This window comes from Streptomyces sp. NPDC032198, assembly GCF_040636975.1.
GTDB lineage: Bacteria > Actinomycetota > Actinomycetes > Streptomycetales > Streptomycetaceae > Streptomyces.
The window spans coordinates 278,721-296,689 of the sequence record NZ_JBEZVL010000011.1 but is presented as its reverse complement, the minus strand read 5'-3'; the positions used below and the strand labels follow the sequence as shown (position 1 = coordinate 296,689).

Sequence of the window (17,969 nt, the reverse complement as noted above, 5' to 3'; positions counted from 1 at the left end):
CGTCCCGGCGGCGTGGGCGTACCCGACCGGACGGAACCTGCGGACCCCGGGGCCCGTGCCGTCCTCCCCACTGTTCTGCCCAGCGTGTGCGTCGCACTCACGTTTCCCCAGGAGGGGGACGGTCGTTGGGACGGACGTGAGACAGGTAGCGAGGCGCGCTCGGCGCGCAGGGGCCGCGCTGGCCGCCGTAGTGACATGGGCAGGACTGCTGGCCGGAGCCGCGGGATGCAGCGGCGACGGCGGTGGCATCGACCGCATCATGGGCAAGCCGCGGTCGCCCGCCGACGCGATCCGGGTGACGCCCGACGACGGCAGCAAGGGGGTCAAGGGAGAGGAACAGCTCCAGGTCGAGGTCCCCGACGGACGCCTCGAATCGGTGAAGGTCGTGCGGGTGCAGGACGCGCGGGAGCAGAACGTCCCCGGCCACATCGACGAGGACGGCATGACGTGGAAGCCGCTGGACGACGGTGGTCTCGCGCTCGCCGCGAAGTACTCGGTGGACGCCGTCGCCCTGGACGGCCACGGCCGCCGCTCCGCCCGGCACACGACGTTCACGACGCAGGTCCCCGACGAGCGGTTCATCGGCTACGTGTCGCCGGAGAACCGTTCCACCGTCGGCACCGGAATGATCGTCTCCCTGGAGTTCAACCAGGAGATCGAGAACCTTCAGGCCGTCCAGCGCGCCATCAGCGTCACCGCGAAGCCCGCCGTCGACGTACGGCCGCACTGGTTCGGCAAGACCCGCCTGGACTTCCGCCCCGAGAAGTACTGGAAGCCCGGCACGAAGGTCACCGTCGGCCTGCGCCTGCGGGACGTCGAGGCCGCCCCCGGCGTCTACGGCCTGCAGGACAAGAGCTTCTCCTTCACGATCGGCCGCAGCCAGACCTCCCTGGTCGACGCGGCCGAGCACACCATGGAGGTACGCCGCGACGGCGAGGTCCTCTCCACGGTCCCGATCACCGCGGGCGCCCCCAAGACCACGACGTACAACGGGAAAATGGTGGTCACGGAGATGCTGGAGGTGACCCGGATGAACAGCCGCACCGTCGGCTTCGGCGGCGAGTACAACATCCCCGACGTGCCGCACGCGATCCGTCTGACGACGTCCGGCACCTTCCTGCACGGCAACTACTGGTCGCCGGACGCCCCCGGCAACACCAATGTCAGCCACGGCTGCGTGGGCCTGCGTGACGTGAAGGGCGGCAGCTCACAGACCCCGGCGGGGTGGTTCTTCGACCGGACCCTGATCGGCGATGTGGTGGAAGTCGTCAACAGCGACGACAAGAAAGTCGCTCCTGACAACGGGCTCGGTGGCTGGAACATGGGGTGGAAGGAGTGGACGGCGCCGCCCGGCTCGGAGCCGGAGAGCAAGCCCGCGGACGCTCGCTGAGCCAGGGCCCGCACCACATGCGCAGTTGGGACTGAACAGTGACATTGGCGGGGAGTCATCGGTCAGGGCCGTGTGGTTATCTAGCGCAGGCGCGTGTCTGTGCGCGCTGAGGCACTGGGGTGCGGGCCTGACCAGGCCGTGCGAGGGGAGACACATCTTGAACGGGCGACCGATATCGGGGACGTCGGTTGGTGCGCGGGGGCGCGCACGACGACGGGGGACCAAGGGTCTCTTTGCGGTGGCATCGGGTGTGACGCTGCTGTTGGTCACGGCATGCGGCGGGGGCGGCGGCTCGGACGCGGGCAGCGACGGCAAGGACAAGGCGGGCGACAAGAACGCGCCGTCGACGGCAGTGGTGACGGTGGCCCCGAAGGACGGCGCCGACTCGGTGGCCACCAGCGGCGCCCTGAAGATAGCCGCCGACAAGGGCAAGTTGTCGCAGGTCAAGGTCGAGGACAGCAAGGGCAATCCGGTCCCGGGCAAGATCACGTCGGGCGGCGCGAGCTGGACGCCGGCGCATCACCTCGCCGCCTCCACGAAGTACAAGGTCCACGCGATAGCCAAGGACTCCGAGGGGCGTGAATCCGCCAAGGACACGTCGTTCACGACGCTGACGCCGAAGAACACCTTCATCGGCCAGTTCACTCCTGAGGACGGCTCCAAGGTCGGCGTCGGAATGCCGTTCTCGGTCCACTTCTCGCGCGGCATCACCGACCCGGAGGCCGTCGAGAAGGCCATCGAGGTCAAGACCGAGCCGTCCGTGGCGGTCGAGCCGCACTGGTTCGGCAACGACCGCATCGACTTCCGTCCGGAGAAGTACTGGAAGGCGGGGACGAAGGTCACCGTCAAGCTCAACCTCGACGGTGTCGAGGGCCGGCCGGGGGTCTACGGCGAGCAGGCCAAGACCCTGAAGTTCACCGTCGGCCGCAGCCAGGTCTCCACCGTCGACGCCAAGTCGCACCAGATGAAGGTCGTCCGGGACGGCAAGCAGATCAAGAAGATCCCGATCACCGCGGGCGCGCCGGGCACGACGACGTACAACGGCCAGATGGTCATCAGCGAGAAGCTCCAGGTCACGCGCATGAACGGCGAGACCGTCGGCTTCGGTGGCGAGTACGACATCAAGGACGTCCCGCACGCGATGCGCCTCTCGACGTCGGGCACGTTCATCCACGGCAACTACTGGTCGGGCGGCGCCTTCGGCAACACGAACGCCAGCCACGGCTGCATAGGCCTGAGCGACGTGCGCGGCGGCTACAGCAAGAAGACGCCCGCCGGATGGTTCTTCAACAACTCCCTCATCGGTGACGTCGTGGTCGTGAAGAACTCCGCGGACAAGACGATCCAGCCCGAGAACGGCTACAACGGCTGGAACATGTCCTGGGAGAAGTGGAAGGCCTGACCGGTCGCCACGGTCGTGCGGGGCACGGCTAACGTGCCCCGCATGACATCTGTGCATCTCGAAGTCGCCGAAGGCGTCGGTACGATCCGCCTCGACCGCCCCCCGATGAACGCGCTCGACATCGCCCTCCAGGACCGGCTCAAGGAGCTGGCCCAGGAGGCGACCCGGCGCGACGACGTACGCGCCGTGATCGTCTACGGCGGCGAGAAGGTGTTCGCGGCGGGCGCGGACATCAAGGAGATGCAGGACATGGACCACGCGGCGATGGTCGCGCGGTCCAGGGACCTGCAGGACTCCTTCACCGCGGTCGCCCGTATCCCCAAGCCCGTCGTCGCCGCCGTCACCGGCTACGCGCTCGGCGGCGGCTGCGAGCTGGCGCTCTGCGCGGACTTCCGCATCGCCGCGGACAACGCCAAGCTCGGCCAGCCGGAGATCCTGCTCGGCCTGATCCCCGGCGCGGGCGGCACCCAGCGCCTGGCGCGGCTGGTCGGCCCGTCCAAGGCCAAGGACCTCATCTTCACCGGCCGCATGGTCAAGGCCGACGAGGCGCTCACCATGGGTCTGGTGGACCGGGTCGTGCCCGCCGCCGAGGTGTACGAGCAGGCGCACCAGTGGGCCGCGCGGCTAGCGCAGGGGCCCGCGCTCGCGCTGCGCGCCGCCAAGGAGTCCGTGGACGCGGGCCTGGAGACGGACATCGACACCGGGCTCGCGATGGAACGCACCTGGTTCGCGGGTCTCTTCGCCACCGAGGACCGCGAGCGGGGCATGCGGAGCTTCGTCGAGGAGGGTCCGGGCAAGGCAAAGTTCCTCTGAAGTTCCCCCGTGGCGCGATCAGTTGAGGCCACGTCAGCCAAAGTGTCCCCCGAAGGAGCGGATTATGCGCGCCTTAAGAGACCCTTAAGTCTGCCTTCTCCGCGGCCCTGAGTGATCACCTGTAAGCGGGTAGTCATCGCAGGTCAGCAGGGGTGTCGCCAGGGCTTGACTGCCACTGGCATATGCCTACCCAGCCCCCCGGAACGGATGGTTCCGGGGGGCTTATTCCGTCGGAACGGCCCCGGAATCCGTTCCGTGCGGCCATGATGGGGGGCATGGCGGGGCTGGAGGGTATCGAACAGCCGCGGCGACACGGGAGTGCGACCGCGGCGCGCTGGTCGCCGGCGGTCGAGGACGAACACGCGCTGAAAGCGCTGGAGTTGTTCGGCAATCCGACGGACGCGGAGGTTCCGCTGCCGTCGCGCCCGGAGTCCGCCGCCATCGCGCGCAGGCTCACCCAGGTCGTGGTGCTCCGGCACTGGGGACTCTCGCCGAAGCTGACCGAGGACGCGGTCCTGCTCACCTCCGAACTCGTCGGGAACGCCGTGCGGCACACCGGCGCCCGTGTCTTCGGGCTGCGGATGATGCGGCGGCGCGGCTGGATCAGGATCGAGGTGCGCGACCCCTCGCGCGGACTGCCCTGCCTGATGCCCGTCCAGGAACTCGACCTCAGTGGCCGCGGCCTCTTCCTGGTCGACAAGCTCTCCGACCGGTGGGGCGTCGATCTGCTGCCGCGCGGCAAGACGACCTGGTTCGAGATGCGGGTCGCCGACCGCTGAGAACGGGCGGCCGGGAATCTGCGGCAGCGAGTGGGCGGGAACACGCGAAAGCCCCCGGTCGCCGGCGTACGGCGCTGCGGGGGCCTGCGCGGAGCGCCGTGGACGAAGGGGTGTGGTCCACGGGCGCTGATGACGACCTGAGCCCGGGTCAATGGGGGTCGTGGCTTCGACTATGGCAGACGGGGGCCACTGATCCAAAAGCCCCTATCCGGTCATAAGGGTGCAAACTCCGACAGTTCACAGGTGAATCCTTGGTGAGCTGGGACACCTGCCTGGTAAACACTGGTTAAGTTCCGGCTGTGACAGGTGTTCCGCAAGGGGTGGTCGGGTGGCCAGTCGCCCCCGCTGCCCCGACCCGCACGGTTTGCGCGCGGGCAATCAGCGGCTTTTACCCTCTTTGCCCATTAAATGGTCAGGTGACCGAGACCGACCGCCGTGGAGCCCTGCGCGCGGGCGCCGGACTGGCCGTCGCGGGCGCGCTCACCGCAGGCTGCGCCGCCTCCGGATCCGCCCCCGCAGCGCACCGGACCGCGCCCGCCAGGCCCCCCGCCGCGAAAGCACCCCGCGCCGCCCCCGCCCCCCGCCGCTTCCCCGGCCTCCCCGACCAGATCGCGCACAGCCCCCGCGGCCGGCCCCAGGTCGCCCTCACCTTCCACGGCCAGGGCGACCCGGCCATCGCGCGGTCCCTGCTCACCATCGCCGAGAAGGCGGACGCGAGGATCACCGTCCTCGCCGTCGGCAGCTGGCTCGACGAACATCCCCGGCTCGCCCGCCGCATCCTCGACGGCGGCCACGACCTCGGCAACCACACCCAGCACCACCGCACCATCAACGCCATGCCGGAGGCCGACGCCTACGCGGAGATCACCGGGTGCGCCGACCGGCTGCGCCGCCTCACCGGCTCCATCGGCACCTGGTTCCGCCCCTCGCGCGCCGAGACCGCGACCCCCCTCGTCGCGGGCCTCGCCCGCCGCGCCGGCTACCCGCACGTCCTCTCGTACGACGTCGACTCCCTCGACTTCACCTCGCCGGGAGCCCAGGCCGTCACCCGCAAGATCACCTCGGAGGTGCGCGCGGGCTCCGTCGTGAGCCTGCACTTCGGGTACGCGGACACGGTCGCCGCCCTCCCCGCCGTCCTGGAAGAACTGGACCACCGCGGCCTGCGCGCCGTGACGACCACGGAGCTGCTGACCTGATGACCCCGCACCTGAACCTCACCCGGCGCACCGGAGCGGTCATCGCCGCCGGAGCCGTCGTCGCCGCCGCGCTCGCCGGCTGCGGAAGCGACGACCACGCGGACGAAGCCCTCAGCACCCAGGGCATCCACAAGCCCGCCAGGACCAAGGCCGCGCCGGGCCTGCCGGGCATGCCGCCCGTCCTCGATCCGAAGGACGTCTACGCGGCCGACCGACCGGGCAGACTCTCCCCGGTGGTCAAGGACTTCCCGTCCCGGATCTACGTCCCCAACACCGGCTCCAACACCGTCTCGGTCATCGACCCCAAGAAGTACGAAGTGATCGACACGATCGACGTCGGCGTCCAGCCGCAGCACGTCGTGCCCTCCTGGGACATGAAGACGCTCTGGGTCAACAACAACCGCGGCCACACGCTCACGCCCATCAACCCCAGGACCGGCAAGGCGGGCAAGCCGGTCGACGTGCACGACCCGTACAACCTCTACTTCACGCCCAACGGCAAGTACGCCATCGTGATGGCCTCGATGGACCGCGAGCTGGTCTTCCGCGACCCGCACACCATGAAGACCGTCAAGACCGAACCGGTCAGCTGCTACGGCGTCAACCACGCCGACTTCTCCGCCGACGGGCGCTATTTCATCGTCTCCTGCGAGTTCTCCGGCGAACTCCTCAAGGTCGACACCGAGAAGATGAAGGTCGTCGGCCAGCAGAAGCTGCCCTTCGAGGGCGCCATGCCGCAGGACGTGAAGGTCTCGCCCGACGGCAAGACCTTCTACGTCGCCGACATGATGGCCGACGGCATGTGGGTCCTGAGCGGCGACAAGTTCGACAAGCCGAAGCTCCTGCCGACCGGCAAGGGCACCCACGGCCTGTACGTCAGCCGCGACTCACGCGAGATGTACGTGTCCAACCGCGGCGAGGGAACCATCTCCGTCTTCGACTTCCCCAAGAACAGACTCACCAAGAAGTGGAAGCTCCCCCAGGGCGGCAGCCCCGACATGGGCGGGGTGTCCGCGGACGGCCACACCCTCTGGCTCTCCGGCCGTTACGACTCCGAGGTGTACGCCATCGACACCCGCACCGGCGTCCAGACCGCCCGCATCCCCGTCGGCAACGGCCCGCACGGGCTCGCGGTGTACCCGCAGCCCGGCCGCTATTCACTGGGGCACACCGGGATCTTCCGCTGAGTCATTCAACGGTTGACCATCACGGCCACCGGGCACCACAAGGGTAGATTCCGCCGACCTCCCCTCTGCCGCTCAGGAGGCTGCCCGTGCTCAAAGGCATCGACGTCAGCTCGTACCAGTCCACGTTCGACACGGACGGCATATCCTTCGTCATCATCAAGGCGACAGAGGGCCGTTCGTACGTCAATCCACGACTGACCGCACAGGTGAAGCGGGCACGGGACGGCGGATGCGTGGTGGGCTTCTACCACTTCCTGTGGCCGGGGAACATCACGGCCCAGGCGGAGTACTTCGTCAACAAGTCCCCTGAGAAATCAGGGGACTTGCTCGCGGTGGACTGGGAGTGGACGGGCGAGCACACCCGGGCGAGCAACGCGGAGAAGGACCGCTTCATCCGCGAGGTGAAGCGCCTGCGCCCCGACCACCGGGTGCTGCTCTACACGAACCGCGACTTCTGGCTGAACCACGACCGCACGTCGTACGCGGGCGACGCCCTCTGGATCGCCGACTACGTCTCGGCGGGCAAGCCCCGCATCCAGGCGAAGTGGCGCATCCACCAGTACACGTCGACGCCACTGGACAAGAACGTCGCGAACTTCGAGGACGAGGACGCGCTGCGGGAGTGGGCCGAGCCGTAGTCACCCCCGCAGTGCGGCCCGTGGCGGTCAGGCGCGCCACTCCGCCGTGCGCTCCGGGGAGGCCTCGGCCAGTGCCTTGGTGACCGCCTCGGCGTCCTTCGCCAGGCCGTAGACCGGGGTGCCGGGCTGCTGGCGCCAGGAGTTGTCCTGACCGCCGTTGTCGACGGTGTCGAAGCCCAGCTCGTCGAGCAGGTCGCGTACGACCTTCTTGGCGGCCTCGTCGTCGCCGGAGACCGGGAGGGCGACGCGGCCGGGGGCGCCCTTGGGCTGCGGCTTGTCGAGGATGTCCTGGGCGTAGGTGCCGTTGAAGGCCTTGATCACCGGGTGGCCGATCTGGCGCTCGGTCCAGCGGCTCTCGGTCAGGCCCTCCTCGATCTCGGCGATCTTCCCGTCGCGCTGCTGCGGGTAGTAGTTGCCGGTGTCGATGACGGCGACGTTCTCGGCGGCGCCGTCGAGGAGGCCGGACGGCAGGTTCGGTACGGCCTTCAGCGGGACCGTCACGACGACGACCTCGGCGCCGCGCGCGGCCTCCTCGACCGGTACCGCCGTGGCGCCGGTCTCCTCGGCCAGGGCGGTGAGGGTCTGCGGGCCACGGGAGTTCGCGACGGAGACGTCGTGGCCGATGGCCCTGAGGCGGCGGGTGAGGTTGCCGCCGATGTTGCCCGCTCCGATGATGCCGATCTTCATGACTGACCCTTCCGGGGGGTGGTTCGCCGATGTCGTAGCGCTCTCGTAGCGGAGCCAACCTCCGGAACAGGGGAAGTATTCCGGCTCGGTGGTCGGGCCCCCTCAGAGTGTGACCACGATCTTCCCGAAGTGCCTGTTGGACTCCATCAGGCGGTGCGCGTCCTGGATGCGGTCGAGGCCGTCGAAGACCTCGGCCACCGGCGGGCGGAGCGTGCCGTCGCGCAAGCCCTGGTTGAGGAAGGCCGTGGAGCGGCGGCGGCCGCCGGGTGAGGTGGTCAGGGTGGCGTTGGCGTAGAAGTGGATGGTCAGGCCCGCGACCCGCGGCAGCTCCGCGGGGCGGGGGTCGAGCCAGCCGTAGGCGACGACGGTGCCTTCGTCCGGCACGAGCGCCTCGGCCAGCGCGCGGAAGCCGGGGCCGCCGATCGCGTCGAAGATCAACTCCACTCCCTGCCCGCCGGTGGCCTGTCTGGTCTCCTTCACGACGTCCTCGGTGTTCTTGCCGTCCGTGACGATGACGTGTTCCGCGCCGAGGTCCAGGAGCTGCTGCTTCTTCGCCTCGGTGCGGGTGGTGGCGAGGGGGACGGCGCCGATCCGCCGGGCGACCTGGATCGCGGCCGTGCCGACGCCGCTGGACGCGCCGGTGATCAGGACGTGGTCTCCCGGCCGCAGACCGCCGGTCTCGATCATGCCGCCGTACGCCGTGGTGTACGTCAGCCAGGCGGCGGCCCCGGTGACCGCGTCCACCTCGGCGGGGCGCGGCACGAGGGCGGACTCGGGCAGCACGACGCGCTCGGCGTACACGCCCTGGGTGCTCATCTCGATGCCGGGGCCGGTGAACACCGTGTCGCCCACGGCGAATGCGGTGACTCCTTCGCCGGTCGCCTCGACGGTTCCGGCGGCTTCGTAGCCGAGCCGCGAGCCGGGGAGGGTCGGCTGGTAGTAGTAGCCCCCGGAGCGGAAGAGGGCTTCGGCGCGGTTGAGGCCCAACGCCTCGACGCGGACGAGGACTTCACCCGGGCCGGGGGCCGCCAGGTCGAGGGCATGGATCGTGAGGACGTCGGGGCCGCCGATCTCGTCGAAGAGGACGGTGCGAACGCCGGTCGTGGTGCGGGGAGTTGTCATGCCGACGACGCTACGTGTGTCGTGCGAGATGCTCCATGCCTGCCGATCTCTTTTTTCTGTCCGTACGTCTCGCTGCCCGTGCCAAGGGCTACGGTTCGGACATGGACGTACTCAGTGACGCGATCGCCGCCATGCGGACGGGCCTCCCGCACTCCTCCCGTACGTACCAGAACGCCCCCTGGGGCATCGGGTTCGCCCCGTCGAACGGCGCCGGGTTCCATGTCGTCCTCCAGGGCTCGGCCTGGCTGCTGCCCGCCGGTGAGCGCGCGGAGCCGGTGGCGCTCGGGCCCGGCGACGTGGTCTTCCTCGCGCACGGGCGGGGGCACGGCCTGGCCAGCGCGCCCGGCGTACCCCTGGAGGAGTTCGCGCTCGCAGCGGACGGGCGCTGGCCCAGGGTGTCCCGGAGCGCGGGGGAGGGGGCCGCCACGGTGCTGCTCTGCGGCGCCTATCAGCTCGACAAGGCACGCGCCCATCCGCTGCTCGCCCACCTGCCCGAGGTGGTGCACCTGCCGGCCAGGGTCGGCGAGCACGCCTCGCTGCGGGCCGCGGTGGAGCTCCTCGGCGCCGAACTCGCCGACACACAGCCGGGGTCCGACGCGGTCGTGCCCGCGCTGCTCGACACGATGCTGCTCTACATCCTGCGCGCCTGGTGGCTCCGGGAGCAGCCCACCGGACACCCGGTGGGCTGGGCGGCGGCCCTGCGGGACCCGGCGGTGAGGGCCGCGCTGCACGCCATCCATGACGACCTCGCGCGGCCCTGGACGGTCGAGGAGCTCGGTGCGCGGGCGGGCCTGTCGCGGGCCGCGTTCGCCCGCCGGTTCGCGGCGACCGTGGGGACGCCCCCGCTCGCGTATCTGACGTGGTGGCGGATGACGTCGGCCGGCCGGCTGCTGCGCGAGGAGGACCTGCCGCTGCGGCAGGTCGCCGAACGGGCGGGCTACACCTCCGAGTTCGCCTTCTCCAAGGCGTTCAAGCGGGAGTTCGGGGTGGCTCCGGGGCAGTACCGGCGGCTGCGGGCCGCCGGTTAGCCGGGGTGGGTGGTGTGACGAGGGGCACAGGAACCCGTCGGTGGTCGCGGAGAGATACGTGGTGTGAGGCGTACTGAACTGGGAGATCTGGGAGACGGCATCCATGCGCGTATCCGGGCGGGCGAGCGGGAGGCGTTCGGTGAGCTGTACGAGACGTATGCGCGGACGGTCTACAACCATGCCCTGCGGCTGACCGGCGACTGGTCGACCGCCGAGGAGGTCATGTCCGAGACCTTCCTCGCGGCCTGGCGCACCCGCGAGCGCCTGGAGCCGGGCGACGGTTCGCTCAAGCCGTGGCTGCTCGGCATCGCGACGCACAAGGCGCAGAACGCCAACCGGGGCCTGCGCAGACGGCTGGCCTTCCTGTCCCGGCAGCCGTCGCCGCCCCAAGTGGCGGACTTCGCGGAGGAGTCGGCGGGGCGGATGGACGACGCGCGCAAGCTGGCGGCGGTGCACGGCGCACTGCGGCGGCTGCGCCGTCCGGAGCGTGAGGTGATCGTGCTGTGCGTGTGGTCGGGGCTCGACTACGCGCAGGCCGCTCAGGCACTCGGCGTTCCGGTCGGCACGGTGCGGTCGCGGCTCTCGCGGGCCAGGGCGCGGCTGCGGAAGCTCAGCGAGGACGGGGTGGATGTGACGGGTGCGCCGAAGGTGAAGAACGTGACGGAACCGCTCCGTGGCCGCGGAGAGGTAGAGAGTGAGGCCGCGTTCGCGGCCCTGCCCCTGCGGGAGGAATTCCGATGAACGCCGCCACCCCCTCTCGGGGAGAGGCCGCAGCCGAGGCCGGGGAACTGGCCGGGCTGCTGCCGGAGTCGGGCGAGGACGAATGGGAACTTCCGCCGGGTCGTCATCTTCACCACAAGGACGCCCTGATGCAGCAGATCGACCACGACACCGCCCCTGACTCCATCCTCGCCCCCGCCCCCGCCCCCGCGCCGTCCCGCCGCAGGCTGCTGCGTCCGGCGGTGCTGATGCCTGCCGCGGGCGCGCTCGCGGTGGCCGGGATCCTGGCCGCCACGCTGCCCTCCGGCGGCACCGGCGGCGTACGCGACATGGGCGCCGGACGGGGTGCCACCCCCGCTGCGACCGTCACGCTCGACCGGATCGCCACCGCGTCCCTGAAGTCCGGCACGAAGCCGGTGAAGGACAGCCAGTTCGTCTACCTGCGCAGTCTCGTCCAGTCCAACGACGGCGAGCTCGACGGTCCGGTGAAGCTCGGCCCCCTGTACAAGGAAGAGACCTGGCTGTCCCAGAACCCTGCCCCCGTCACGGACATCGGCATGATCCGCACGAGCGGGAAGGGCGCTCCGATGGCCGGGCAGGACGTGCCGATCGAGACGTCCGCCGTGGACGGTTCGGATGACAGCGGTGCCGTTCCGGAGGGGTTCGACCGCCCGACGTACGACTGGCTCGCCACGCTGCCCACCGATCCCGACGCCCTGCTGAAGAAGCTGTACGCCGAGGCGGACGTGACCGGTGAGCGGGAGACGAAGGCGCAGGCCGTCTTCGAGCTGATCGGCGGCCTCGTCGGCGGGTCGGTCATGCCGCCGGAGAACGCCGCCGCCCTCTACAAGGCGGTGGCCAAGCTCCCCGGCGTCGTGGAGGTGCCCGACGCGGTGGACGCGGCGGGCCGGCACGGGATCGGCATCACCATCGAGGAGTCGGCGTTCGCCACGCGCAGCGAATGGATCTTCGACAAGAAGACCTTCACCTACCTCGGTTCGCGCGGCTACATGACGAAGGACCACAAGCCGGGCGGCAAGCCGGGCAAGGCGGGGAATCCCGAGGTCGTCTACGGCAGCAGCGCGGTCCTGGAGCGCGGTGTCGTCGATCAGCGCGGCCTCAAGCCCGCCAAGTCCGCCACCGGCCGGGGCTGATCGCTCCCGATCCCCGGCACTCTCCGCAGCAGCAGGAAGAGCAGCAGCCCGAACGGCGAGAGGAGGATGGTCAGGAACAGGAGCGGCCCCATCACCAGCGGGTGGATGCCGACGCGGCGGGCCTCCCGGTACATCCACTGTCCGATCAGCAGGTCCCAGGCGATGACCTGGGCCCAGATCGCGCCCGCCCCGTCGGCGAGGACGAGCAGCTCACGGAACCCGTCGATGTCCGGGCTGCTGACGGCGGCCCAGAGTTCGGGGAAGACGGGCAGCGCCATGGCGATGTAGACGCCGAGGACCGGTACGACGGTGAGGGGCGAGGCGGCGACGCGGGCGGTCGTCCGCCACCCCGGGGCGAAGATCATGAGCAGCCAGACCGGGGCGGCCAGCCAGAAGGTGAGCTCGAAGAGGAATCCGGTCATGCCGCAAGCTCCTTGTTCTCGGTGTCGTCGTCGCGCTCGGGGGCCTCAACTGGCCTGATGCAGAGGTAAGTTGGGGCACCCGCACGCCAGGTCGCGTACGTGCCCGCTGCCGTGGCGGCGAGGATCAGTGCCGCCGCCGTCAGCGTCGCACCGTCCGGGTGGTTGAGGGGCTGGCCGCGCAGGGCCTGCCAGGTGACCAGGGCGAAGGTGGCGGCGTACGTGCCCGAGGCGATGAGCACGAGCCGCAGCCGCACCCGTTCGTCGGCAAGACGGCCGAAGCGGGGGCGCGTCGCGAGTGCCGCGAGGCCCATGAGGAGCAGCGGGAGCAGCTGCAGGGCGTGCATACCGACGAAGTGCGGGATCCGCAGGTCGCCGCCCGTGCTCGACCAGCCGGTCAGCGGCAGGGAGGGGCCGCCGTCCGGTACGCCGACGCTGTGGGCGCCGACGATCGGGGAGGAGCCCCTCTTCTGGCCGGGCGCCGGCTGGGTCATCAGGAACCCGATGGCGGCCCCGGCGAGCGCGAGGACGATTCCGCTGCGCATCGCCCAGGCGGACGCGCGGTCGGAGATCCGGGCGCGCAGCAACAGGACGGCGATGACCAGGGTGCCGAGCCACAGGATGACGACGGTGACGGCCATCGTGTTGAACAGGGCTTCGTCGAACGGCGTCGTGTGGTTGAAGTGGCTGCGCTTGCCCCGCACCACCTGCGTCGTGATGAGCGCCATCTCGACGAGGCTCGACACGACGACGACCGTGCCCGCCCACCAGCCCGCCTTCCTGCCGCGGTCGAGCAGCGACAGCATCCAGGCGAGCGAGAGGCAGTAGGCGACGAACGAGACCGCGAACTTGAACGGCTTGAACCAGATCCGTGCCCCCGTCAGGACGCGGTCGTCGACGACGAGGCCGACGCCGGACACGACGGCCAGGACCGCCATGGACGCGGCGAAAGCGAGGAGCGGCCGATGCCATGAACGCCATAAAGGCATGAAAATCCCCCTGTTTGTACGTGTACCTATGCAGTACCTATGCGAGGTAAATGGATAGTGGCGCTTTCTGCTATCCGATAGCGCCACTATCTATGATGGGGGTCAGGGATGGCAAGGGCGCGGCCGATGGCAGAGTGGCGGGCGGGGCGCGAACAGGAGAGTGGGCAGGCCGTGCGTATTGGCGAGTTGAGCCGCAGGACCGGTGTGCCGGTGCCGACGATCAAGTACTACGTCCGTGAAGGGCTGCTGCCACCCGGCGAGTTGAGCAGCCCGAACCAGGCGCACTACGGCGAGACGCATGAACGCAGGCTGCGCCTCATCCGCGCGCTGCTGGAGGTGGGCGGCCTGAAGGTGTCCGCGATCGCGGAGGTGCTCGGCGCGGTCGACGACCCCGGGCGCCCGCTGCACAAGGTGCTCGGCGCCGCCGCGGACCGGCTCGGTTCGGCGGGGGACGCCGACGACGACGCCGAGGCGGTGGCCGCGCAGGCCGCGGTCACGGAGTTCATCGCGCGCCGCGGCTGGCGGACCCACGAGTCGAACCCCGCCGCGGCCGACCTGTCACGGGCCCTCGCCGCCATGGGGCGCGTCGGCCACGGAGCGTTCACGGAAATGCTCGACGAGTACGCCGACGCCGCCGAAAGGGTCGCCCGAGCCGACCTCGGCTACGTGGACCGGCGGGTGGCGGTCGAGGACCTGGTGGAGAGCGTGGTGATCGGCACGGTGCTGGGGGAGGCGGTGTTCAACGCGATCCGCCGGATGGCACATGTGGACGCGTCGGCACGGCTGTACGGGACCGACGGCGCGGGGCGGGACGAGGGTCGCTAGGGAGCCGGGGCGCGGGCGGCTGCCCGGTCGTGGTGGAGGGTCCGGGCGGTGGTCCGTCGGGTGCTCCGGCGGGGGTCCGGGTGTCGGTCCGGGTTCGGGTGACCCTCCGGTCGTGCGCCTGGCGCGTGCTAGCCGCGTGCGAGCAACCGGCCGAGGGTGTCCTGGAGTTCGGCCTGTGCCACGCGTGCCGCTTCCTCCGCGTCCCTCGCCTCGACGGCCCCCACGAGCGCGGCGTGGGAGGCGTCGCCGTGGTTCTTCTCCCCCGTGCGTACGTCGATCAGGTCGAGCAGGTCGATCAGGCCCTCCCGCAGCGCGGGGGCGAACTCGGCGAAGAGATCCGTCAGTACGGGGTTGCGGGCCGCCGCCACGACCGCCGCGTGCAGGGCGATGTCGGCGTCGACGAACGCGGCGTCGCTCGCCGAAGCGGCGGCCCTGCGGCCTTCGAGCGCGTCCCGCATCGCCGCGATGTCCTCGTCGGTGCGCCGCATCGCCGCGAGGCGCGCCGCCTGCACCTCCACCAGCATCCGCACCTCGTACACGTCCGACACCGCCGCCCGCCGCAGCCGCGTCGGCCAGTCCGCGAGCGGTTCCTTCGCGATGACGAAGACACCGGCACCCTGCCGGGCCTTGACGAGCCCCGCCCCGGCCAGGGAGCGCAGCGCCTCACGGAGGGTGGAGCGGCCGATGCCCAGCTCCGCGGCCAGGGTCGTCTCGCCGGGGAGTTTGCTGCCGACGGGCCACTGGCCACCGGTGATCTGTTCGCGCAGGCGCGTGGTGGCCTGTTCGACCAAAGGGCTGGGGCGCAGGGAGCCGAGCGGCATCCGGGGACCTTTCCGGGGCACTTGGGGAACTCATCTGAGAAGTGCTTGTCTGAGGAGTACTTGTCTGAGGAGCTGAGGTGTGTCTAGTGTAGCCCCATGATCTTCTGCGGTCTCCTTCTTCTCGGCTGCCGCGGCGGGGCCTGAAGCGACCGGCACCCCGCCGCGGGGTGCCGTGCTGCCGGTCGGCCACTGACCGCGAGCAGAAGGAACACCGTTTCCATGAGCGCCACCGAAGCCTCCGCCGCCACGGACATCCCCGCGTACGACTGGAATCCGCAGCGCCCGAGCCCCATGCCGTACCACCGCTACCGCCCCTTTCAGGACCGGGTCAACGTCCCCTCTCAGCAGCGCAGTTGGCCCAGTGCCCGCATCGAGCGCGCCCCCCTCTGGGTCCCCGTCGACCTGCGCGACGGCAATCAGGCGCTCGCCGAGCCGATGGATCCCGCCCGCAAGCGGCGCTTCTTCGATCTGCTCGTCGCGACGGGATTCAAGGAGATCGAGGTCGGCTACCCGTCGGCCAGCCGCGCGGACTTCGACTTCGTGCGTGACCTCGCCGCACTGAGCGCGAGCGGCGGTATCCCCGATGACGTCAGCGTCGTCGTCTTCACGCCCGCCAAGACCGAACTCATCGACCGCACCTTCGAGTCGATCGAGGGGCTGCCCCGCGCCGTCGTGCACCTCTACATCCCCACCTCGCCGGTCTGGCGTGACGTCGTGCTGGGGCGCTCCCGCGCGCAGGTACGCGACGTCGTCACGGAAGCCGCCACCCACATGGCCCGCCTGGCCGACGCGCGGCCGGGCGCGGACATCCGGTTCCAGTTCTCCCCGGAGACCTTCAACCTGACCGAGCCCGACTACGTACTCGAACTCTGCGACCACATGACCGAGTTGTGGGACGCGAGCCCCGACCGTCCCGTCACCCACAACCTGCCGGCGACAGTCGAGATCGCGACCCCGAACGTGTACGCCGACCAGATCGAGTACCTGCACCGGCACCTCGCCCGGCGTGCCTCCGTCATCCTCTCCGTACACCCGCACAACGACCGCGGCACCGGCGTCGCCTGCGCCGAGCTCGCCGTCCTGGCCGGGGCCCAGCGCGTCGAGGGCTGCCTCTTCGGCAACGGCGAGCGCACCGGCAACGTGGACCTGGTGACCCTGGCCCTGAACCTGTACGCCCAAGGAGTCGACCCGATGGTCGACTTCTCGGACATCGACGGCGTGCGCGAAGTCGTCGAGCACTGCAACCGGCTGCCCGTGCACCCCCGCCACCCCTACGCGGGCGACCTCGTCCACACCGCGTTCTCCGGCACCCACCAGGACGCCATCAGCAAGGGGTTCGCCCATCACGCCCGCCGGGCGGCCGAGTTGGGGGTCGCGGAGAGCGCGGCGCCCTGGGATGTGCCGTACCTGCCGATCGATCCGGCGGACATCGGCCGCAGCTACGAAGCCGTCATCCGCGTCAACTCCCAGTCCGGCAAGGGTGGAATGGCGTACCTCCTGCGGACCGGGCACGGGCTCGACCTGCCCTCGCGCATGCGGCCCGACTTCTCGCGCGTGGTGCAGGAGGCCACCGACGACAGCGGCCGGGAGGCGACCGCGAAGGAACTGTACGAGCTGTTCCGCGCGACCTACGTCGCGCCGGGGGAGGAGGGCGGCGGCGAGGTCGGGCTGAGCTCCTGGACCACCGACCGGGCCCCGGACGGCGCCCACCGTTTCGTCTGCACCCTCCGGACCGGCGACCGCACGGGCGACTTCGAAGGCGCGGGCAACGGCCCGCTGTCCGCCTTCGTCGACGCGCTCGCCGCCGCGGGGATCACCGTCGGCATCCTCGACTACTCCGAACACGCCACCGAGGCGGGCGGCGCCAGCGAGGCCGTCGCGTACGTGGAGTGCCGCGTGGGTGACGTCGTGCGCTGGGGTGCGGGCCTGGACACCTCGGTCCTGACCGCGTCCGTGCGGGCCGTGCTCGCGGCGGTCAACCGGACGGCGGTCACCCGATGACCGCCGGGCCGCTCCTGCACGCCGACACCGTCACCGTCGTCCGCGAAGGGCGCCCCATCCTCGAAGACGTCACCCTCACCGTCCGCCCCGGCGAGCACTGGGCGCTGCTCGGCGCGAACGGCGCGGGCAAGTCGACCCTGCTCAGTCTCTGCGGTGCCGTCACCCACCCCACGCACGGCACGGTCGAGGTGCTCGGCCGCCGCCTGGGCAGCGTCGACCTGCGCGACCTGCGCGCGTACGTCGGTCATGTGAACCCGCGCCATCCGCTCCGCTCGCCCCTGCGGGTCCGCGACGTCGTCCTCACCGGGCTCACCAACAGCGTGGAACCGCTGCCCCGCTGGCGTCCCACGCCGGGGCAGGAGGAGCAGGCCGACCGGCTGATCACGATGCTCGGCCTCGCGCACCGCACGGACGCGCGCTGGCCCACGCTCTCCCAGGGCGAGCGCGGACGGACCCTGATCGCACGCTCACTGATGCCCCGGCCGCGGCTCGTCCTGCTCGACGAACCGGCCACCGGGCTCGACCTCGCGGGCCGCGAACGCCTCCTCGACAGCCTCGACACCCTGCGCGAGAGCCACCCCGAGCTCGCCACGGTCCTGGTCACGCACCACCTGGAGGAGCTCCCGGCCGGTACGACGCACGCACTGCTCCTGAGGGACGGCCGCGCGCTCGCCTCCGGCGCCGTGGACGACGTACTGACCAGCGACCAGATCAGCAAGTGCTTCGACCACCCGGTGCGGCTGGAGCGCACGGAGGGGCGCTGGAGCGTCCGGGCGGCGCGCCGCCCGCACTGAGCAC

Annotated in this window: 17 protein-coding genes and 1 pseudogene; 13 read left to right on the top strand and 5 right to left on the bottom strand. The window is 70.7% G+C overall.

What is annotated here, in order from left to right:
• The first annotated feature begins 190 nt into the window (after positions 1 to 190).
• From AB0E78_RS29165 to AB0E78_RS29135, 7 genes are all read left to right on the top strand, one after another.
• Complete coding sequence (locus AB0E78_RS29165) at positions 191 to 1,390, top strand: Ig-like domain-containing protein (protein ID WP_361838416.1); 1,200 nt, start codon at positions 191 to 193, stop codon at positions 1,388 to 1,390.
• Positions 1,391 to 1,547: 157 nt separating this feature from the next.
• Positions 1,548 to 2,792 carry an Ig-like domain-containing protein gene (locus tag AB0E78_RS29160; protein ID WP_361838414.1) on the top strand — a complete coding sequence of 415 codons (1,245 nt, stop codon included), beginning with the start codon at positions 1,548 to 1,550 and terminating at the stop codon, positions 2,790 to 2,792.
• Between the two features lie 42 nt (positions 2,793 to 2,834).
• The gene (locus tag AB0E78_RS29155; protein WP_361838412.1) at positions 2,835 to 3,605 is read left to right on the top strand and encodes an enoyl-CoA hydratase-related protein; all 771 of its coding nucleotides are present in this window, start codon (positions 2,835 to 2,837) and stop codon (positions 3,603 to 3,605) included.
• 275 nt (positions 3,606 to 3,880) lie between these two features.
• The gene (locus tag AB0E78_RS29150) at positions 3,881 to 4,384 is read left to right on the top strand and encodes an ATP-binding protein (protein ID WP_249587637.1); all 504 of its coding nucleotides are present in this window, start codon (positions 3,881 to 3,883) and stop codon (positions 4,382 to 4,384) included.
• A gap of 416 nt (positions 4,385 to 4,800) precedes the next feature.
• On the top strand, positions 4,801 to 5,580 hold the full coding sequence (locus AB0E78_RS29145; RefSeq protein WP_361838411.1) for a polysaccharide deacetylase family protein: 780 nt from the start codon (positions 4,801 to 4,803) through the stop codon (positions 5,578 to 5,580).
• Positions 5,580 to 6,767 (top strand): hypothetical protein, encoded by a 1,188-nt coding sequence (locus tag AB0E78_RS29140; RefSeq protein ID WP_361838409.1) that lies wholly within the window; start codon positions 5,580 to 5,582, stop codon positions 6,765 to 6,767. Before AB0E78_RS29145 ends, AB0E78_RS29140 begins: the two co-directional genes overlap by 1 nt.
• Positions 6,768 to 6,853: 86 nt before the next feature.
• The gene (locus AB0E78_RS29135; RefSeq protein ID WP_361838407.1) at positions 6,854 to 7,405 is read left to right on the top strand and encodes a glycoside hydrolase family 25 protein; all 552 of its coding nucleotides are present in this window, start codon (positions 6,854 to 6,856) and stop codon (positions 7,403 to 7,405) included.
• A gap of 27 nt (positions 7,406 to 7,432) precedes the next feature.
• Here the strand turns inward: AB0E78_RS29135 and AB0E78_RS29130 are convergent.
• Positions 7,433 to 8,101: pseudogene (locus AB0E78_RS29130) on the bottom strand (NAD(P)-binding domain-containing protein); the annotation flags it as partial.
• Between the two features lie 93 nt (positions 8,102 to 8,194).
• Positions 8,195 to 9,214, bottom strand: coding sequence for a zinc-dependent alcohol dehydrogenase family protein (locus AB0E78_RS29125; RefSeq protein ID WP_361838404.1), 1,020 nt, complete (start codon positions 9,212 to 9,214; stop codon positions 8,195 to 8,197).
• Between the two features lie 101 nt (positions 9,215 to 9,315).
• On the opposite strand from AB0E78_RS29125, the gene AB0E78_RS29120 reads away from it, so the two are divergent.
• From AB0E78_RS29120 to AB0E78_RS29110, 3 genes are all read left to right on the top strand, one after another.
• Positions 9,316 to 10,242 (top strand): AraC family transcriptional regulator, encoded by a 927-nt coding sequence (locus tag AB0E78_RS29120; protein ID WP_361838402.1) that lies wholly within the window; start codon positions 9,316 to 9,318, stop codon positions 10,240 to 10,242.
• A gap of 99 nt (positions 10,243 to 10,341) precedes the next feature.
• The gene (locus AB0E78_RS29115; protein WP_361838497.1) at positions 10,342 to 10,983 is read left to right on the top strand and encodes an RNA polymerase sigma factor; all 642 of its coding nucleotides are present in this window, start codon (positions 10,342 to 10,344) and stop codon (positions 10,981 to 10,983) included.
• On the top strand, positions 10,980 to 12,116 hold the full coding sequence (locus tag AB0E78_RS29110) for a CU044_5270 family protein (RefSeq protein ID WP_361838399.1): 1,137 nt from the start codon (positions 10,980 to 10,982) through the stop codon (positions 12,114 to 12,116). The genes AB0E78_RS29115 and AB0E78_RS29110 overlap by 4 nt, the downstream gene beginning before the upstream one ends.
• On the opposite strand, the gene AB0E78_RS29105 is transcribed toward AB0E78_RS29110, so the two are convergent.
• Positions 12,071 to 12,538, bottom strand: a complete 468-nt coding sequence (locus AB0E78_RS29105; protein WP_361838397.1) for an ABA4-like family protein — start codon at positions 12,536 to 12,538, stop codon at positions 12,071 to 12,073. The genes AB0E78_RS29110 and AB0E78_RS29105 overlap by 46 nt on opposite strands.
• Positions 12,535 to 13,524: a hypothetical protein gene (locus AB0E78_RS29100; RefSeq protein WP_361838395.1), complete on the bottom strand. Its 990-nt coding sequence runs from the start codon at positions 13,522 to 13,524 to the stop codon at positions 12,535 to 12,537. The genes AB0E78_RS29105 and AB0E78_RS29100 overlap by 4 nt, the downstream gene beginning before the upstream one ends.
• Positions 13,525 to 13,695: 171 nt before the next feature.
• Here AB0E78_RS29100 and AB0E78_RS29095 point away from each other — a divergent pair, with 171 nt between their 5' ends.
• The gene (locus tag AB0E78_RS29095; RefSeq protein ID WP_361838494.1) at positions 13,696 to 14,349 is read left to right on the top strand and encodes a MerR family transcriptional regulator; all 654 of its coding nucleotides are present in this window, start codon (positions 13,696 to 13,698) and stop codon (positions 14,347 to 14,349) included.
• A gap of 128 nt (positions 14,350 to 14,477) precedes the next feature.
• Here AB0E78_RS29095 and AB0E78_RS29090 read toward each other — a convergent pair whose 3' ends face one another.
• The gene (locus AB0E78_RS29090; RefSeq protein WP_361838392.1) at positions 14,478 to 15,170 is read right to left on the bottom strand and encodes an FCD domain-containing protein; all 693 of its coding nucleotides are present in this window, start codon (positions 15,168 to 15,170) and stop codon (positions 14,478 to 14,480) included.
• Between the two features lie 219 nt (positions 15,171 to 15,389).
• Between AB0E78_RS29090 and leuA the strand changes: the two genes are divergently transcribed.
• Both leuA and AB0E78_RS29080 read left to right on the top strand, forming a co-directional pair.
• Positions 15,390 to 17,171, top strand: a complete 1,782-nt coding sequence (gene leuA, locus AB0E78_RS29085) for a 2-isopropylmalate synthase (protein ID WP_361838390.1) — start codon at positions 15,390 to 15,392, stop codon at positions 17,169 to 17,171.
• Positions 17,168 to 17,965 (top strand): ATP-binding cassette domain-containing protein, encoded by a 798-nt coding sequence (locus AB0E78_RS29080; RefSeq protein WP_361838387.1) that lies wholly within the window; start codon positions 17,168 to 17,170, stop codon positions 17,963 to 17,965. The genes leuA and AB0E78_RS29080 overlap by 4 nt, the downstream gene beginning before the upstream one ends.
• The last annotated feature ends 4 nt before the right edge of the window (positions 17,966 to 17,969 follow it).

What these genes read in the sequence shown, in the direction of transcription:
- AB0E78_RS29155 (WP_361838412.1), top strand. Translation starts at nt 2,835, where the DNA reads ATGACATCTGTGCATCTCGAAGTCGCCGAAGGCGTCGGTACGATCCGC.
- AB0E78_RS29150 (WP_249587637.1), top strand. Translation starts at nt 3,881, where the DNA reads ATGGCGGGGCTGGAGGGTATCGAACAGCCGCGGCGACACGGGAGTGCG.
- AB0E78_RS29140 (WP_361838409.1), top strand. Translation starts at nt 5,580, where the DNA reads ATGACCCCGCACCTGAACCTCACCCGGCGCACCGGAGCGGTCATCGCC.
- AB0E78_RS29125 (WP_361838404.1), bottom strand. Translation starts at nt 9,214, where the DNA reads ATGACAACTCCCCGCACCACGACCGGCGTTCGCACCGTCCTCTTCGAC.
- AB0E78_RS29120 (WP_361838402.1), top strand. Translation starts at nt 9,316, where the DNA reads ATGGACGTACTCAGTGACGCGATCGCCGCCATGCGGACGGGCCTCCCG.
- AB0E78_RS29110 (WP_361838399.1), top strand. Translation starts at nt 10,980, where the DNA reads ATGAACGCCGCCACCCCCTCTCGGGGAGAGGCCGCAGCCGAGGCCGGG.
- AB0E78_RS29105 (WP_361838397.1), bottom strand. Translation starts at nt 12,538, where the DNA reads ATGACCGGATTCCTCTTCGAGCTCACCTTCTGGCTGGCCGCCCCGGTC.
- AB0E78_RS29100 (WP_361838395.1), bottom strand. Translation starts at nt 13,524, where the DNA reads ATGCCTTTATGGCGTTCATGGCATCGGCCGCTCCTCGCTTTCGCCGCG.
- AB0E78_RS29090 (WP_361838392.1), bottom strand. Translation starts at nt 15,170, where the DNA reads ATGCCGCTCGGCTCCCTGCGCCCCAGCCCTTTGGTCGAACAGGCCACC.
- leuA (WP_361838390.1), top strand. Translation starts at nt 15,390, where the DNA reads ATGAGCGCCACCGAAGCCTCCGCCGCCACGGACATCCCCGCGTACGAC.
- AB0E78_RS29080 (WP_361838387.1), top strand. Translation starts at nt 17,168, where the DNA reads ATGACCGCCGGGCCGCTCCTGCACGCCGACACCGTCACCGTCGTCCGC.